15 protein-coding genes and 1 tRNA gene are annotated in these 16903 nt (G+C 56.1%); 5 read left to right on the top strand and 11 right to left on the bottom strand.

Annotation, left to right across the window (positions count from 1 at the left end):
* Position 1: 1 nt before the first annotated feature.
* Both GOW48_RS03085 and GOW48_RS03080 read left to right on the top strand, forming a co-directional pair.
* Positions 2 to 1222, top strand: a complete 1221-nt coding sequence (locus GOW48_RS03085) for a cysteine desulfurase (RefSeq protein ID WP_170751275.1) — start codon at positions 2 to 4, stop codon at positions 1220 to 1222.
* Positions 1223 to 1288: 66 nt separating this feature from the next.
* A tRNA-Arg gene (locus GOW48_RS03080) sits at positions 1289 to 1365 on the top strand.
* A 242-nt stretch (positions 1366 to 1607) separates the two neighbouring features.
* Here GOW48_RS03080 and GOW48_RS03075 read toward each other — a convergent pair.
* From GOW48_RS03075 to GOW48_RS03040, 9 genes are all read right to left on the bottom strand, one after another.
* Positions 1608 to 2768 carry an ABC transporter substrate-binding protein gene (locus tag GOW48_RS03075; protein ID WP_170751273.1) on the bottom strand — a complete coding sequence of 387 codons (1161 nt, stop codon included), beginning with the start codon at positions 2766 to 2768 and terminating at the stop codon, positions 1608 to 1610.
* A gap of 29 nt (positions 2769 to 2797) precedes the next feature.
* Entirely contained in the window at positions 2798 to 4684 is a 1887-nt protein-coding gene (locus GOW48_RS03070) for an AMP-dependent synthetase/ligase (RefSeq protein WP_170751271.1), read from the bottom strand.
* 5 nt (positions 4685 to 4689) lie between these two features.
* Positions 4690 to 5463 carry an ABC transporter ATP-binding protein gene (locus GOW48_RS03065; protein ID WP_170751269.1) on the bottom strand — a complete coding sequence of 258 codons (774 nt, stop codon included), beginning with the start codon at positions 5461 to 5463 and terminating at the stop codon, positions 4690 to 4692.
* On the bottom strand, positions 5460 to 6224 hold the full coding sequence (locus tag GOW48_RS03060) for an ABC transporter ATP-binding protein (protein WP_170751267.1): 765 nt from the start codon (positions 6222 to 6224) through the stop codon (positions 5460 to 5462). The genes GOW48_RS03065 and GOW48_RS03060 overlap by 4 nt, the downstream gene beginning before the upstream one ends.
* Positions 6221 to 7318: a branched-chain amino acid ABC transporter permease gene (locus GOW48_RS03055; protein ID WP_170751265.1), complete on the bottom strand. Its 1098-nt coding sequence runs from the start codon at positions 7316 to 7318 to the stop codon at positions 6221 to 6223. Before GOW48_RS03055 ends, GOW48_RS03060 begins: the two co-directional genes overlap by 4 nt.
* Before the next feature lie 4 nt (positions 7319 to 7322).
* Positions 7323 to 8198: a branched-chain amino acid ABC transporter permease gene (locus GOW48_RS03050; protein ID WP_170751263.1), complete on the bottom strand. Its 876-nt coding sequence runs from the start codon at positions 8196 to 8198 to the stop codon at positions 7323 to 7325.
* 75 nt (positions 8199 to 8273) lie between these two features.
* Entirely contained in the window at positions 8274 to 8606 is a 333-nt protein-coding gene (locus GOW48_RS22375; RefSeq protein WP_234900783.1) for an MDR/zinc-dependent alcohol dehydrogenase-like family protein, read from the bottom strand.
* A 23-nt stretch (positions 8607 to 8629) separates the two neighbouring features.
* Positions 8630 to 9301: an alcohol dehydrogenase catalytic domain-containing protein gene (locus GOW48_RS03045; protein WP_234900784.1), complete on the bottom strand. Its 672-nt coding sequence runs from the start codon at positions 9299 to 9301 to the stop codon at positions 8630 to 8632.
* Positions 9302 to 9488: 187 nt separating this feature from the next.
* Complete coding sequence (locus GOW48_RS03040) at positions 9489 to 9947, bottom strand: hypothetical protein (RefSeq protein WP_170724299.1); 459 nt, start codon at positions 9945 to 9947, stop codon at positions 9489 to 9491.
* Between the two features lie 457 nt (positions 9948 to 10404).
* On the opposite strand from GOW48_RS03040, the gene xylB reads away from it, so the two are divergent.
* Genes xylB through GOW48_RS03025 form a run of 3 tightly spaced genes read left to right on the top strand, consistent with a single transcriptional unit; the run spans position 10405 to position 14110 of the window.
* On the top strand, positions 10405 to 11862 hold the full coding sequence (gene xylB, locus GOW48_RS03035) for a xylulokinase (RefSeq protein WP_170751391.1): 1458 nt from the start codon (positions 10405 to 10407) through the stop codon (positions 11860 to 11862).
* Entirely contained in the window at positions 11859 to 12812 is a 954-nt protein-coding gene (locus GOW48_RS03030) for an aldose epimerase family protein (protein WP_170751261.1), read from the top strand. Before xylB ends, GOW48_RS03030 begins: the two co-directional genes overlap by 4 nt.
* Positions 12809 to 14110 carry a cytochrome-c peroxidase gene (locus tag GOW48_RS03025; protein ID WP_170751259.1) on the top strand — a complete coding sequence of 434 codons (1302 nt, stop codon included), beginning with the start codon at positions 12809 to 12811 and terminating at the stop codon, positions 14108 to 14110. Before GOW48_RS03030 ends, GOW48_RS03025 begins: the two co-directional genes overlap by 4 nt.
* Here GOW48_RS03025 and GOW48_RS03020 read toward each other — a convergent pair whose 3' ends face one another.
* Positions 14111 to 15622 carry a CRTAC1 family protein gene (locus GOW48_RS03020; RefSeq protein WP_170751257.1) on the bottom strand — a complete coding sequence of 504 codons (1512 nt, stop codon included), beginning with the start codon at positions 15620 to 15622 and terminating at the stop codon, positions 14111 to 14113. It lies immediately after the preceding gene.
* Positions 15612 to 16829 carry an ROK family transcriptional regulator gene (locus GOW48_RS03015; protein WP_170751254.1) on the bottom strand — a complete coding sequence of 406 codons (1218 nt, stop codon included), beginning with the start codon at positions 16827 to 16829 and terminating at the stop codon, positions 15612 to 15614. Before GOW48_RS03015 ends, GOW48_RS03020 begins: the two co-directional genes overlap by 11 nt.
* Positions 16830 to 16903 lie beyond the last annotated feature (74 nt).

The following is a 16903-nucleotide window of genomic DNA, read 5'->3' as shown; positions in this document are numbered from 1 at the left end:
CATGTATGACGTACATAAAATCCGTGCGGACTTTCCGATCCTGTCCCGAGAGGTGAACGGAAAGCCACTGACATATCTGGATAACGGAGCATCGGCGCAGAAGCCGCAGGTTGTAATTGATGCCGTGTCGCGCGCCTATGCCGAGGAATATTCCAACGTACACCGTGGACTGCACTATCTGTCCAATCTGGCGACTGAGAAATACGAATCCGTGCGCGGCACCATTGCGCGCTTTCTGGGCGCGGCGGATGAGGATGAGATCGTTCTGAACTCGGGTACGACCGAGGGCATCAATCTGGTCGCTTATGGTTGGGCGATGCCGCGTCTACAGGCGGGGGATGAGATCGTGCTTTCCGTGATGGAACACCACGCCAACATCGTCCCTTGGCATTTTCTTCGGGAACGGCAGGGCGTTGTGCTGAAATGGGTTGATGTGGATTCTGACGGAGGGCTGGACCCTCAGGCTGTCATTGACGCTATTGGCCCCAAGACCAAGCTGGTCGCCGTCACTCAGTGTTCGAATGTTTTGGGCACTGTGGTTGATGTAAAGGCGATCACCCAAGGCGCGCACGCCAAAGGTGTCCCGGTTCTGGTCGATGGCAGCCAGGGTTCAGTACATATGCCGGTCAATGTTCAGGACATCGGTTGCGACTTTTACGCAATCACCGGGCACAAGCTCTATGGCCCCTCCGGGTCCGGTGCGATCTACATCAAGTCCGAACGTATGGCTGAGATGCGTCCCTTCATCGGGGGCGGCGACATGATCAAAGAGGTCAGCAAGGATCAGGTGATCTATAATGATCCACCGATGAAATTCGAGGCCGGAACGCCGGGTATTGTGCAAACCATCGGGTTGGGCGTGGCGCTGGACTACATGATGGATTTGGGGATGGAGAACATCGCCTCCCATGAAGCGGGTATTCGTGATTACGCGATGGAGCGGCTGACGGGGCTCAACTGGTTGCAGGTTCAGGGCACCCGTGCTGACAAGGCCGCCATTTTCAGCTTTACGCTGGACGGGGCGGGGCACGCGCATGATGTTTCCACCATTCTGGACAAGAAAGGCGTCGCGGTGCGCGCTGGTCATCATTGCGCCGGTCCGTTGATGGATTTCTACGGAGTCACTGCCACCTGCCGGGCGAGCTTTGGCCTCTATAACACAAAAGAAGAGGTCGACACACTGATCGACGCGCTGGAATTGGCGCATGATCTGTTTGCGTGAAACCTGACTTATCCGGGCAGATTTGCAGTTGCACCCGGATCGGAACAAGGTTAGCTAACAGCCAAGGCACCTGTAGCTCAGCTGGATAGAGCGCTGCCCTCCGAAGGCAGAGGCCAGAGGTTCGAATCCTCTCAGGTGCGCCATTATTCCGCTAAAAACGCGTTGAAAAGATTGGGTGTTACCATTTTGGGAATTCCCATGCGTTTGATTTTTCGGAAAACTTGCAGGCTTTTGGGAAAAGCTCTTGTTCGGTCTCTATCAGGGGATCAACGGAACTCTAAGGTTCGACTGTCGATGTTGAGCGAGAAACACCCGCCACGTGTGGCGACTATTTGAAAAGGGCCCGCATGAGCGGGCCCTTTGTTGGTTTACATCTACCGGTGTTTCACTCTTCGTAGACGATCTTCCATGCGCCGTCCTCTACAACGCTCACATAGACCGAGTCTGCGCCCTGGTGATCATCGGGGCCGTAGCTGATATGGTTGCCAACCAGCTCGTCCTGATAGTCCAGAGATTCCATTGCGGCGATAAAGCTCTCATGAGTCAGGTCGGGACCGGCGGCCTCAAGCGCCTTGACCATCATTTCGGCGGCCGAATAGCCCAGCATGGAAAAGCCAACCGGGTCTTCGCCGGTCGCAGCTTTGTATTCTTCGATGAAGGCGGCCGGGGCAGGCTCATCCGCGCGCGCCCATAGATCTTGCCAGGACGCGGCCGCATAGAACCCGTCTGTCACACCACCAGGTACCTGCGCCACAACGGTCAGAAAGCTGGCGGACGTTCCGAGGAACTTCATATCAGCCAAGCCCATCTTTTTGGCCGTTCCAACCACGGTGATCGCCTGCCGTACGCCCAGCGCCATGGTGACGATATTGCATCCTTCTTCCTTGAGCTTGCTTAAAGATCCAACGAAATCCGTTTCATCCGGCTTATGCGTGGTTTCCGCCGCGAAGGCGATCCCGGCCTCTTCGGCACCGGCTTTGCTGCCTTCCAGAATTTCCTCACCGAAATCGGTTGGCAGATACATGGTGCAGACCTTTTGCCCTCCGAATTTCTCGGCCAGGTATTTCACGCCCACGCGGCTTTGGTCGAAATAGGTCGAGAAGGACGTGAATTTGTTGTCCATCGGTTCCTGCAGCATCTGCCGCGCTGCGGTCAAAGGCGCAACATTGGGAATACCTTTAGGGTCTAATAGCTTGAACCCAGCAACGTTCATGGGTGTGCCCAGCGATTGCAGCATAGCAAACACTTTGTCGCGGTTCAGCAGCTTGTTATAGCCCTGCATCGCACGCGGCATCTGGTACCCGTTATCCTCGACCACGAAACGGATTTTGCGACCATGCACGCCGCCTTCTGCATTCACGCGGTCAAAAACCACATTCGCGCCCTTGGTTGCGGGAACACCCACAGCGGCGAAAATGCCGCTCAGGTCGTTGACCGAGCCGATGACGATTTCATCATCGCTCACACCTTGCGTCTCGGCATTTGCGATTGTTGCTGCAGCCGTCAAAGCGGTGGCGGCCGCCAGTCGTTTGATCACGTTCCTCATGTTTTTCCTCCCTTTGGGTAGACCCTTATCTATTTGTACATGTCTTCAATCAGATGTGCGTGTTTCTTCTCAACAAAGCTGCGTTTGAGTTTCATCGTGGCGGTCAGTTCTTCGTCATCAGCGGTCAGCAGCACGTTGATCAGGCGGAAGTCCTTGATCTGCTCGACCCGCGCGAATTCCTTGTTGACGGCATCAATCTCGGCCTTGATCTGATCCAGCACCTCGGGCGCGGCGCAGAGTGAGGCAAAGTTCGAAAACGGCACCTTGCGATCCTGCGCGAATTTTTCGACGTTTTCTTGATCGATCATGATCAGTGCCGTTAGATATTTGCGCGCATCCCCGATGATCACCGCGTCCGAGATGTAGTGGCTGAACTTCAGGCGGCTTTCAATTGCGGCCGGGGTGATATTCTTGCCGCCTGCCGTGATGATGATGTCCTTAAGGCGGCCGGTTATGGTCACAAACCCGTCGGCGTCGATCTTGCCCATATCGCCGGTGCGCAGCCAGCCATCGGCGGTGAATGTTGCAGCGGTTTTGGCATTGTTGCGCCAATAGCCCTGAAAGATGTTCAGACCCTTAACCTGGATTTCACCGTCATCCGAGATGCGCACGTCATTGCCAGGCACTGCACGGCCGATGGTGCCGACCTTGTTGTCTTCGGGGGTGTTCAGCGTCGCCAGACCCGAGGTTTCGGTCATCCCGAACCCTTCGACCAGTGGCACACCAATGGCCCAGTACCATTTCAGCAGATCGGCCGAGATGGGCGCGGCCCCGCTGCCGCCGCGGCGCAGTTTGTCCATCCCCAGCATCCGTCGCAGATTGCGCAGGACCAGCCGATCCCACAGCCAAAACTGGGCGGCTACACCAGCGGGCACCGGTTTACCTGCCAGCAGGTATTCGGCCCGTGCAAACCCGGCTTTCAGTGCCATACCAAAGGCGGCGCGGCCTGTGGGGGTGGCCTCTTGCGTCAGGATTTTGACCTGCGAATAGATCTTTTCCCAAACTCGTGGCACGGCGGTGAATGTGCTGGGCGATACCTCTTGCAGGTTGGCAAAGACGGTCTCGGGGCTTTCGGCGAAGTTCACCACGCATTTCGCGGCCAGCGGGAAATACACCGACACGTCGCGTTCAAGGATGTGGCACAGCGGCAGGAAACACAGCTGCTCATCGGTTTCGAATGTGGGCAGGGAATGCGCCCCGGCCTCGATCGCGGCCAGAATGTTCTCATGGCTCAGCATCGCGCCTTTGGGCGTCCCGGTGGTGCCCGAGGTGTACACCAGCAAGGCCGTATCCTGCGGCGAGGCCAGCGCGATCTCGGCGTCGAACCGGGTGGGGTCTTCGGCCTCGGCCTGCCGCCCGATCTCGTAGAGGTCGGCAACCATCATACAGCGGTCGTGGTTCAGATCGTGCAGGCCCTCATCCTCAAGGATGATGACGTTCAGCAGGCTGGGAAGCTCGGCCTCAACCTCGAAGAACTTGTCCAGCTGTTCCTCGTTCTCGACGATCAAAAACCGGCTGTCGCTGTCATTCACGAGGTATTTCAACTGCTTGGCGGAATCCGTAGTATAGACGCCCGAGGCAATCCCACCAACGCATTGAATGCCCATATCGAACCATGCCCATTCCTTGCGGTCCTCGGACAGGATCGAGACAACCTCGCCCCGTTGCAGACCTAGTTTGCGCAGGGCCAGTCCGATCCACTTGGCGTGTTGCCAGTAATCGGCCCAGGAATAGGACTTCCAGATGCCGAAATCTTTCTCGCGATGCGCGGTGCGGTCGCCCAGATCGGAGCAGCGTTTCTGGAACAGGTGACACAGGGTCGTGCATTCATCCACCAATACCGGGCGTTGTCCGGGGGTGGCGTTGAACTGGATGCCGTTGATCTTGGTCTGAGGGGGCAGGGTGCTGATATTCATGCCGGTCACCTCCATGTCTTTTTGCGCTTCCAGCGGCGGTTTTCCCGCGCGCCTTCTTCCTGCACGCCCAGATAAAAGTTCTGGATGTCCTCGGATTGCATTAACACGTCCGCCGCGCCGTCCATAACAATGCGTCCGACCTCCATCACATAGCCATGATGGGCCAGTTCCAGAGCTGCATTGGCGTTCTGTTCGACCAGCATCATGGTCATGTTCTGTTCGTCATTGAGGCGTTTGAGGATGCCGAAAATCTCCTGTACCAGCAGCGGCGACAGACCCAGCGAGGGTTCGTCCAGCAGCATGATCTTGGGGTTCGCCATCAACCCGCGCCCGATTGCCAGCATCTGTTGCTGTCCGCCCGAAAGGGTTCCGGCCTCTTGATTTCGGCGTTCCTTCAGGATCGGGAAGTAAGAGAATACCAACTCGCGGTCATGGTCGATCTGCCCCTTGTCGGTCGCCGTATAGGCCCCGAGGCCGAGGTTTTCGTCCACGGTCATCAGGGGGAACACCTCGCGCCCTTCGGGGACATGGACGATGCCTTTTTGCACGACCTTATGTGGCTCGGACCCTTGGATTTCGTCGCCATCAAAGGTGATCTTGCCCTTTTCGGGGTCCATCACGCCGGATACGGTCTTCATCAGCGTCGTCTTGCCCGCGCCGTTCGCACCCAGGATCGACACGATCTGCCCCGGATGCACGTCCAGCGACACGCCGCGAATGGCCATGATCGGGCCGTAGAAGCTTTCGACATTGCGGATAGTCAGGATCGGCGCGCTCATGAGGCTTTCCCCAGATAGGCTTCGACCACCGCCGGGTGGGATTGCACTTGAGCCGGTGTTCCCAGCGCCAGCATCGCACCATCAGCCATCGCCAGCACCCTGTCGGACACGCCCGAGACCAGCCCCATATCGTGTTCCACCATCAGCACCGTGATCCCCATCTGCCGCCGGATATCGTCGATCCACCAGCGCATATCCGTCGTCTCCTCGACCGACAGGCCCGAGGCCGGTTCGTCCAGCAACAGCAACTTGGGATCGGTGGCCAGTGCACGGGCGACCTCGACCACTTTTCGCACGCCATAGGGCAGGCCCGAGATCATCTTGTCGCGATAGGCCTGCAAGTCGAGGAAATCGATGATCTCTTCGACCTTTTCGCGGTTTTCCAACTCTTGTCGCCGCGCCGAGGGCAGGAACAAAACCTCGGACAGCAGGTTGGTTTTGCGGTGCCGATGCCGCCCGACCAGCAGGTTCTGCAGTACGGTGGCATGTTCGAACAGTTCGATATTCTGGAACGTCCGTGCCACTCCATAAGTCGCCACGCCCGAGGGTTTGACCTGCAGCAGATCATGCCCGTCAAATCGGATCGACCCGGCAAACGGGTCGTAGAACCGCGAGATCAGGTTGAACACTGTCGATTTGCCCGCACCATTGGGGCCGACGATGGCAAAGACCTCGCCCTCCTCGACTGAAAAGGACAGGTCATTCACCGCCGTCAGGCCGCCGAATTTCAGGGTTACATTCTCGAACGCCAGCAGGCTCATCTCAGGCGCTCCGTCTTGAGGTAGGATTTCTGCCGTTTGAACATGTCCTTGCGGTAAAAGGGGAACAGCTCGAACCATGTGCGGATTTTCAGCCAGCGGCCATACATGCCCATGGGTTCAAACAGGATAAACCCGATCAGGATCATGCCGAAAATGCCGAACTCCAGCCCCGGAATTGCGACGGTACTGCCGCCGAACAGGGCCCCCACATATTCCTTTGAGATCGACAGGAATTGCGGCAGGAACCCGATTACGATGGCACCCAGAAACGCGCCATGGATCGACCCCAGCCCGCCGATCACGATCATCATCAGCAGCTGGATCGAGATCAGGACGCTGAACGTCTCATTGTTGAACGCACCCGCATACATGCCCATCAACGCACCCGCCCAACCGGTGACGGCGCAGGACAGCGCGAATGAAATCATCTTGGTGCGCGCGATATCTACGCCCATCGCCTGTGCCGAAACCTCGGAATCCCGCACCGCGATAAAGCTGCGGCCCAAGGGCGCGCGTAGCAGGTTGATGTAGCCCAGCGTCACCAGAAATGCGACCGCCAGCACCAGCCAGAAAAACGGGGCGGGGGTGCCCCAGCGGTCGATCGTCAGGCCAAATATATCGACGCCGCCTATGAACTTGCCACCAACGCCGCCGGTGATCGGCTCGGCCAGGACGATGACATCATCCATCAGGATCGACAGCGCCATGGTGAAAATCGCCAGGTAGATGCCGTGCAGTCGCAGAGCAGGGATGGCCACCGTCACACCTGCGATGCCGGTCAGGATACCGGCCAGCGGAAAGGCGATCAGGAAGGGCACACCGGCCTCAAGCAGGATAACATTGGCATAGCAGCCAAAGGCTAGAAACGCCGCGTGACCCAAACTGACTTGCCCCGTGTGGCCCGTCAGAACCATCAGGCCCAGACCGGCGATGGCCCAGATCAGGACGTTGGTCAGCTCACCCAAATAGAAATCGTCCAGCAACCATGGGGCTGCGGCCACTACGACCAGAAGGATCAAGTAGAGGGTCAATTGATAGCCGTCTTTCCACGGCCGGATATCCTGCATGTAGTTGGTTTTGAATACAATCCGCATCTGCCTAGACCTTCTTGATCCGTACCTGGCTGAACAGCCCGTTGGGGCGGAAGATCAGCACTGCCAGCAACAGCGCATAAGGTGCGATCTGGCTGTATCCGGCCGCGATATAGCGGCTAGCAAAGGGCTCAATAACGCCGACGATCAACCCTCCAGCCAGTGCGCCGGGCAGGCTGCCGAACCCGCCGATCACAGCGGCGGCAAACGCCTTGATACCCAGCAGACCCGTGGTCGGATCGACCGAACCCTTGGCGGCAAACAGGATACCCGCAATCCCAGCAACCACGCCCGCCAGCCCCCAGATAAAGCCCTGCACACGCTTGACGGGAACGCCCATGTAGTAGGCGGCCAGCTGGTTCTGCGAGGCGCCCTGCATTGCCAGTCCCAGCTTGGTCCGGCTGAAAAACAAATACAGTCCCCACGTCAGCAGGATGGTGACGATGATGACGGCCACATCCTCCATCCCCAACACAAGCCCGCCGAACCGCACCTCTTTCCCGGCCAGCGGGTTCTGCAGCGTCTGCGGCTCGTGCCCCCAGATCAGCCCGGCGACAAATCGGATCACGAAGCCAAGGGCGATTGTCAGGATCACCACTGCCGTCTGGCTTTCGCCGAACAGCCGCCGAATGATCAGCCGATCCACCAGATACCCCAACGCCCCCATGATCCCCAATGAGATCGGCAGCGCGAGCCAGAAGGGCAGCCCCATATATTCGGTATTGGTCAGCCCGATGGTGACAAAGGCCCCCAGCATCATGAAATCGCCTTGCGCGAAATTCACCGCTTCGGTCGCCTTGTAGATCAGAACAAAACCGAGCGCGATCAGGCCGTAGACACAACCATTCGCCAGCCCGCTGATCAGCAGCTGTGCGTTATCCAAATTCACCTCCCAATGCCGGTTTGTCCGGCTTTTTGGTGCCTCTGACCATCCTCCTTGGTCCGACGCGTTATTCTACTATGGCGTGATGATCACCTTTCCGTCACCCTTTTTTAGAGCATTAGCCAGATTTTTAATCACATCCTTCAACGCAACCCTCTGGGAAACGTCGGTTTTCCAGCGCCCATCGGCGAACCGCGCCTGTACCTCGGCTACCACGCGCATCTGATCGGCGGGTGGTGTGGTGGTCATCCACTGCGTCAGCCAGAACCCCTCGATCCGCTTGCCCATAAAGATCAGTTGACCCATCTGTGTCAGCTTGGGCAGATCCGAGCTGAGCTTGCCGTAACACACCCAGCGCGCGCCGTTGGGCATGGCGCAAAAGACCTGTTCTGATATCTGATCGGCCACGGCATCCAGAAATACACGAGGCTTCAGGGCGTGGCTAAGCGCGACCAGTTTCGTCGCATCTCGGGGTCGGACGTGACCAGAACCTCATGTGCGCCCAGGTCTTTCAAGAGTGCAATCGCATTGTCGCGGCGGACAAGCGCGATGGGCTTCAACCCCAGGTCTCGGCCCAGACTGCACATCAGTTTGCCCAACTGGCTGGTCGCGGCGGAAACGATAAAGGCATCTCCTGCATTTCGCGCGATATCTATCATCGCCATTGCGGTCATGGGGTTCACGATCTGCGCCGAGCCGTCCTCGTCCGAGATGTCGGGGCGCAGTGGTATACACATCATCGCTGGTGTCGTGATGTACTCGGCCCATGCCCCCGCCTGCGCGGCCACAAAAGCCACGCGCTGTCCTTGCAGGGCTTCAGCCCCTGCTCCCGTTGCAACTACGTCGCCGCAGCCCTCGAACCCGGCGGCTGTGCCTTGAACGCGGGGCTGGCCGTATTCACCCTTGATGAAGTGAATATCCGACGGATTAACAGAAGCCGCGCGCAATTTGATAAGAACCTCTCCGGGGCCTGGCACAGGAACTTGCATCTCTGCTGTTGCCAGCCAGTCAGCGGCGTCATTAATGGTCGGACCGGTAGCCGTTTCGGAATAGCCATCTTGGGTTTGAACAACCGCGTACATGGTCGAGGGAAGGGTGGTCATGATCTATCCTGCACTTTTATAGGGCCGCCCCTTGTACTCGGCAGATTGCATCGAAAAGGGGCGGCACCAAGTTTGAGTAGCCAAGCAAACGGTTATCGAAACGTCAACTTTGCTGCTTGGTGACGTTACAGGAGGTCTGCCTGAAACCGTGATTTACAGGCAAACTCTGCGCCTTCGGCGGCCGTGATCACTGTTGGGTAAGAAGTGCCCTCAGTTCCTCGAGCTTGGCGGCAAACACTTCGGGAGAAGCCTTGATTTCATCCAGAATGGCTATCGCGCGAGTTTTCAGATCATTGGTCAGTGCGCTGTCCTTCACCGATGCGACCATTTTGTCATAGTCAAAGTTCTGAACGGCCAACGTGCCGTCCTCGATCCAGCTGTTCAAAAGATCCTGACCTTGACTGGCCAAGGCGGCGACATCTTCGGACGCCTGATTTGCCAAGTCGGTCGCGGATTGCTCGACCTGGTCGGACGCGTTTGCAGCCTGTTCTGCAACGGATTCAACAGCGTCGCTGACCGCATCACCTGCGTCCTGAGCCGCGGATTGCAACTGTTCGGCCGGCGTGGGCTCGGGTTGTGTGAGATAATAGTAAATACCGGCACCAATACCAGCGACGAGAACGCCGAGAACAAGAGTACGTGACATAGTAGTCTCCTGATTTATGAATAAGAATGAGATGTGAAAACGCTAAGAGGAATTTAAGGGGAAAACCTTAAGCACGGCAGCAATTTAGAAAAATGAGCCATGCTACGCCCATTGCTTGTCAGCGCGTGGCAAGAAAGTGCCGCAAAGTTGCCTCGCGTCCTAGCGATTGTACGAAGCATGGCGGACAGATGGCGGCTCGAACCGTGTTGGGACTTGCACACATGACGGTTTTCGAGACCCTTTTCGAAATCAAATCAGACGTTCTTGCATCAAAAAAACGGTATTAGTGGCGGTAACATAGGCAGGTTGGGCTCAGGAAACTGCGTCACGCTATGTTCTAAAGTCCGTAGTGGCGAAGGTTTAACGCACTGGAAACCAAATTGCTTGAAACTTTTATTGACAATATCTTTCCGTAAAATAATTTTAGTAACTAAAATAAAATATGGGTGGTTTGAAAATGTATCTCGGTCTGGACTTGGGAACATCCGGTCTTAGGGGAATTCTTGTCAACGACGCGGGTATCGTTGAAGGTAGTGCCGAGTCTAGAATTCTCACGTCTTGCCCAAAGCCTGGTTGGTCCGAACAGTCGCCCTCGGACTGGATAGAGGCTTGCAAAGAAGTTGTCCTTCAGCTTCGTGAAGCACACGGAACGTCGTTTTCCGCGCTGCGTGGCATTGGTTTGAGCGGACACATGCATGGTGCGACCCTTCTGGATGCCAATGGCAACGTGTTGCGGCCGTGCATTCTTTGGAACGACACAAGGGCTTCGAGAGAAGCAGAGATTCTTGATCAATCACCCGGTATGCGTGCCAGTTCAGGCAATATCGTTTTTCCGGGTTTTACGGCGCCCAAGTTGGAATGGATTCGTGCAAATGAACCTGACCTGTTCGTCAAAATTGCCAAAGTTCTGCTACCGAAAGACTACTTGCGGCTCTGGCTGACAGGAGATTACGTCAGTGACATGTCTGACAGTGCGGGGACTTCATGGCTGGACGTAGGTGCACGGCGATGGTCGGAAACTGCCCTGGAACAAAGCCACATGAACATCGAACAAATGCCCCGATTGGTCGAAGGCAGTGATCCGGGCGGAGAGTTGCGGTCCGAGTTGCGGCAAGAATGGGGGGTGTCTGGACAAGTCGTGATTGCTGGCGGAGCAGGGGACAATGCCGCTGCTGCCTGTGGGATAGGCAGTATCAGCGACGGAACTGGCTTTTTGTCTCTCGGAACCTCGGGTGTGCTGCTGGTGTCCAGGGACAAGTATGCTCCAGCGCCAGAAACAGCTGTACACTGTTTTTGCCATTCTGTCCCTGACAGGTGGATTCAGATGGGTGTTATCCTGTCTGCGACAAATAGTTTGAACTGGCTCTCTCGCAACCTTGGCCAGTCCGTTGGTGACTTGGTCGCTGCGCTGCCTGCTGATCTGGATGGCCCATCAGAGATCACGTTTCTGCCTTATCTTTCAGGTGAGCGGACGCCGCACAATGACAGTACAATCCGTGGTGCGTTTCTGGGTGTGGATATTTCCTCGGAGGCCACCGATTTGACGCGGGCAGTCATGGAAGGCGTCGCGTTTGCAATGCGGGACTGTCTAGAGGCCCTCAAGAGTACCGGAACAAAACCAACGAGCCTTTTGGCCGTTGGCGGCGGTGCGCGATCTCATTATTGGTTGAAAAGTCTGGCCACTGTGCTCAATACGCCCCTAGCCTTGCCGCAGGGCAGTGAGTTCGGAGCCGCCATCGGCGCCGCCCGTCTGGCAATGTGCTCGGTCACTGGCGCACCCCCGGGCACTATAATGACGTCTCCCAAAATCGACAGGGTCATCGAACCTCGTCAGGACTTGGTCGATGCTTTCGAAACCGAGTACCAACGCTACCGGCAATATTATTCGGCTTTAGCACCTTTTGCCAAACGATGAACACAAGACGGGACATATCTCCGCAGATCGACAGGGTCGTTCTGAGTGATGGCGATATGCGAGTGTCGCTGCTCAGCTACGGAGCCATAACTCAAAGCTGGTGGTACAAGGGTTTGCCAATGATCCTTGGATACGAGAACCCGCAGGACTATGTCGCCGACAAAAATTATCTGGGCGCAATCGTCGGGCGTGTCGCCAATCGGATCGGACAAGCGCATTTTGACATGGGAAACGTTCGTTATGAGCTTGACGCGAACGACGGTCAAAATTCTTTGCATGGTGGGCGCGCAGGGCTATCGCATCAGAATTGGGCTCTAGAGAGGATAACAGTAAACGAGGCCATATTGCGCCTCACTTCCCCAGAGGGTTCCGGCGGGTTTCCTGGAGAAATCAAATTTGAAGTGCGGGTAAGGCTGGACTACCCGCGTTTGACCTATTCCATTTCGGCGCAACCGGATCGGCCGACACCCATAAGTATAGCGCAGCACAACTACTACTGCCTGGGTGGAGCGGCGGGCATTGCCGAGCATTGTCTGCGGCTGACCTCAAGCCGCTATCTTCAAGTTGACAATCGCGGAATCCCCTCTGGCAAATTTGAGGATGCAAGTGAGGGTGAGATGCAATTCACTGTGCCGAAAGCGATCGGTGCCGCTTTGACGGACTTGGACAACTATTTCGTCTTTGACTGCACACGAGATAATGAGTTTCCGGTCGCTGACCTTACTGCACCTAACGGTTTGAAGTTGTCTGTCTGGTCAGACCAGGCAGGGGCGCAGATTTACTCTGGCGCTCACCTGAAGAAACCCTTTCACAAAAGCGCCGGTGTGTGCATCGAGCCGTCAGGTTATCCCAATGCGCCTAACATCCCCGAATTCCCGTCGATCATTTACGCGCCTGAAACCCCTTACGAGCAGACCTTGATTTTGGAAATTTCCGAGGGTGGCACATGAGGTTTGCTGCACCGATTATTGCTTTCGGCGTGGTGAATGCGTCCATCACGACCGCAACGTCTCAGAACCTCGGTCCGAACCCAGAATTTGTTGAATCTGACCTGGCTAATGTCCAACTTGGACGGCTGCTTTTCTATGACCCGATCTTATCCGGAAACAGGAACATCAGCTGCGCAACTTGTCACCACCCCAAGCTTGGCACGTCAGATGGGCTCTCGCTTGGGATCGGAGAAGGGGGTTCGGGTTTGGGGGCAGGGCGCAAAATTGACACGGACAACCCGCCGGAGCAACGCATTCCGCGCAATTCGCCGGGGCTTTGGAACCTTGGTGCAACCGAATTCACAACCTTCTTTCATGACGGGCGCCTTGAAACTGATCCGACGCGCGAGAACGGTATCAGGACGCCGCTGGGCACGCACATGCGGTCAGGTTTCAATTCAGCTTTGGCAGCTCAGGCAATGTTTCCAGTGCTTTCGCCCGATGAGATGGCAGGCCACTATTCCGAGAATGATGTCAGTCAGGCTGTACGTCTAGGGATGCTTACTCAGGAAGGGGGGGCGTGGGATCTGATTGCAGCTCGCGTCGCGGCCATCCCAGAATATGAACACCGTTTTTCTTTAACCGCTCCTGGGGACGCGATAACGTTCTCGGCTATTGCGAATGTAATTGCAGATTTCATTGCGTTCGAATGGCGCGCCGACAACAGCCCGTTTGACCTTGCGATGCGGGGAGAAGCAGCATTGCCAGAAGAGGCACAGCGCGGCATGCAGTTGTTTTACGGGAAAGCAGGGTGCAGTACCTGTCATTCGGGCTGGTTCCAAACAGACCATAAATTTCACTCGATTGCGCTGCCGCAGATCGGACCGGGAAAAGCAGCGCGATTTGAAAGCCATACCCGAGATGATGGACGCCTGCGCGTGACTGGTGACGCAGAGGACGCGTTTGCGTTTCGCACGCCCTCGTTGCGCAATGTAACGCTGACGGCACCATATGGGCACAACGGCGCCTATGCACGGCTTGAAGATATCGTGCGCCATCATCTCAACCCAGAGGCTTCACTGCGGTCGTACACGTTGGAAATGGCGAAACTACCTTATTTTCCTGGTGCGCAGGATCAACGGTCATTGTTGAACCCAGAGAATTTGGATGCGATTGCCAGAAGCAGCGATCTGCCGAGGATAAGTTTGACGGATCAGGAGATCAGCGCACTTCTGAGCTTTTTGGGCAGCTTGGAAGATCCCGCAGAGCGCCTTGGAGTTCCGGATCATGTTCCAAGTGGACTGCCAGTCGATCAATGATCAGCGCTCAATGCGAATGATTTGGTTCGATTGATATTCCTTCCATGCTCCTTTTTCACCATCTGGCCAAATTACGCGAACTTCTATTGCTTCCGCATCCCCCAGCCCAAAATGATGCAGCCCTGCAATGCCGCTTGCATGCCCTCCACCGATTGTGATTTCTCGGGTTTCCATACCTGACGCAGTCTTGGCCTCGATAAAGCTGCCGACCGCGAAGCGATTTGACTTGTTTTGAGAAATGTCCAGCATCACCCAATTCTCGGTGTTAGGCTGGTTTTGGTAGACCTCAAGTTCCGAGCCTCGGTTAACCACCACCAGATCCAGCCAACCGTCATTATTGATGTCAGCCAAAGACGCACCGCGAGACTTGGCCACAGAGGCAATGCCAGCCTCGACAGAAGCTTCTAGAAATTGACCATTTTCCTTTTGTAAAAGCAGGTTGTTGGGGTCATCCAAAGCCGCATCTGGCATCTGCTCGACATTTCCCTTGGCGACGAAGATATCGTCCAGTCCGTCGTTGTTGACGTCCCCAAATTGTGCATGCCATCCGGTCGATGGGCGGCCGTCGCCTCCCGTGTGCGGCCTGTGAGCGGTCGTGCCTTTGCCGAAGGTGGCGTCTCGCCAGGTCGGACCACCGGCTTTGGGATCGAAAATCTGCAACTTCTGATCGCCCATCGAAGTCAGGTAAACTTCGGGAAAGCCATCTCCTGTCAGATCCCGCGAAGCGATGCCCATCCCCCAGATCGAGTATGGCAACCATCCGTCTTCTTTAGAATAAAGGCTTGGTGTTTCCTCCATTGCCCATAACTGCTCTTGGCCGCCGCGCACATAGTAATGGCGATCGTTGCTGACGCGCAGATCCGCTTGCCCGGTGCGCGACCAGTCAGAAAACAGAATAGAAAGCGCGCAATAGCCTGGTTCAAGGTGTTCCGGTGGCCGGTAGCTGTCACCAGTTGGCCGGAATATGACCGTGGGTCCGCAAGTTTCAAATGGGCCGTCGGGATTGCGACGATCAACATAAGTTCCGAAGGCCAGTGTTGGCAGGGTCTGATTGGCTTCCCATGTGGCAGAGAATCCGGTTGTCCAATGATCCTCCGATTGGAAGCCCAGGGTGCTGAAGCGGCGGAACTTGCAATCAGGCTCACCCTTCAAAAGCAAATCGGGGCCCACGCGCAAAACGGCCAGATCCAGAATTCCATCACTGTCGATATCCAGCGGGTAAGCCCCAGTTACGCCGGTTATGGCAAGCGGCTCGGGGGTGTCGGCTTGAAACGATATGCCTTCACGCGATGTGTTTCTGAACAGTTTGGATGTGTTGGTGCCGCCCGCGGCAAAGAGTTCGGGCAGCCCATCGCCGTCACAATCGAAAACGGCGACCCCGCCGCCCACAAAATGTTCCCAGCCGCCGTCATAGATATGAGAACCTATGTCAATCTTTTGGAACTGAGGAGCGCGACTTTCTGCACTGGCCGCAGATGCAAACGCGAGCAGGATAAAAAGCTCAGGGCGCATTTGTTGCCAACTCTTTTACCTTAAGGATCGAGACCTGCTCAATCCCGTACGCCGCAGCACCCTTAGCCCACATAAGATCGCCCCAGTGATGCGCTTTGATTTCCGGCAAGAGGGTGTCGACATTCACGACGCCACTGCGGATTCGGGCCATCACCTCGTCCGAATACAGGTGCTCCAAATCCATTTGAGTCCCGGACAGGATAATGCATTCAGGGTCAAACAGGTTGATCAGGTTGGATATCCCCAGACCAAACATCTGGCCCGCGCGGGTCAGAACGGACTTCGCTCTTTCGTCTCCGGATCGCGCGTTTTTGTGGATCTCTGCAACCGTTTCCGTTCCAGTGCCTTGATCGGCAACGGTTGCTTCCCGGATCAATGCATAGTCGCCGACATAGGCTTCAAGGCACCCTCGCTGGCCGCATTGGCAAAGCGCGCCGTCCAGTTGAACTTTGGTGTGGCCAAACTCTGCTCCGCAGCCTCTTTCCCCGCGATACAGCTTGCCGTCCAGCACAATTCCAAGCCCTACGCCGTGTTCGATCGTCACGACCAAAAAATTCTTAAGACCCTTGCCCAACCCGAAAAGTTGTTCCGCCTTTGCCACCAGGTTGGCATCGTTTTCTATAAAGGCAGGGCAGGGCAATTCTGTTTCCAGAAACTGGCTGAAGTCGACGTTTCTCTCGGTAAGGGATGAGGACCAGTGTACAAAGTTCCGTTCAGCGTCTACGAGACCGGCAATCCCGATTGACACTCCGGACAGGGAGTTCAGGGTCGCGTTGATCTGTGCACAGGCTAGATCTAAGGCCGTGCGAATGGTTGCTACGAATGCGCCTGGCGTCATCCGGACGTCATCCAGCGGATATTTGTATGACGTAACCTCGTTTCCTTCGAAATCTGCAAGGATGACCGAGATCATGTGGCGCGCGACTTTAAGGCCCGCAATAAGATAAGATCCGCCATCCAACTGAAGTAAAACTCTGGGTCGCCCCCTTTTGGCAGACTTGGATTGGTGTTCGGTTTCGATCTCTTTGATCAATCCTGCCGAAATGAGATCGGCTGTCGCTGCTGTAACTGTCGCCGGGCTGGTTTGCAAAGCGCTGGCGATATCGATCCGTGAAATCGAGCCTTCTGTCCGGATATGTTCCAGCACCCGAAGTCGGGTGATGTTCCGCTGGTCCGCGGCATTTTGAGAAGCTTTGCTTTTCAGCATCTTGGTCTCGCGAATCTGGTTCTTAACTCAGTCTATTTGGATTCCGCCCGCCCTAACAGAGTAAATATTTTACC

The sequence above is a fragment of the Ruegeria lacuscaerulensis genome, assembly GCF_013033355.1.
GTDB classification, from domain to species: Bacteria; Pseudomonadota; Alphaproteobacteria; order Rhodobacterales; family Rhodobacteraceae; genus Ruegeria; species Ruegeria lacuscaerulensis_A.
This window is presented reverse-complemented; position numbering and strand designations above follow the sequence as displayed.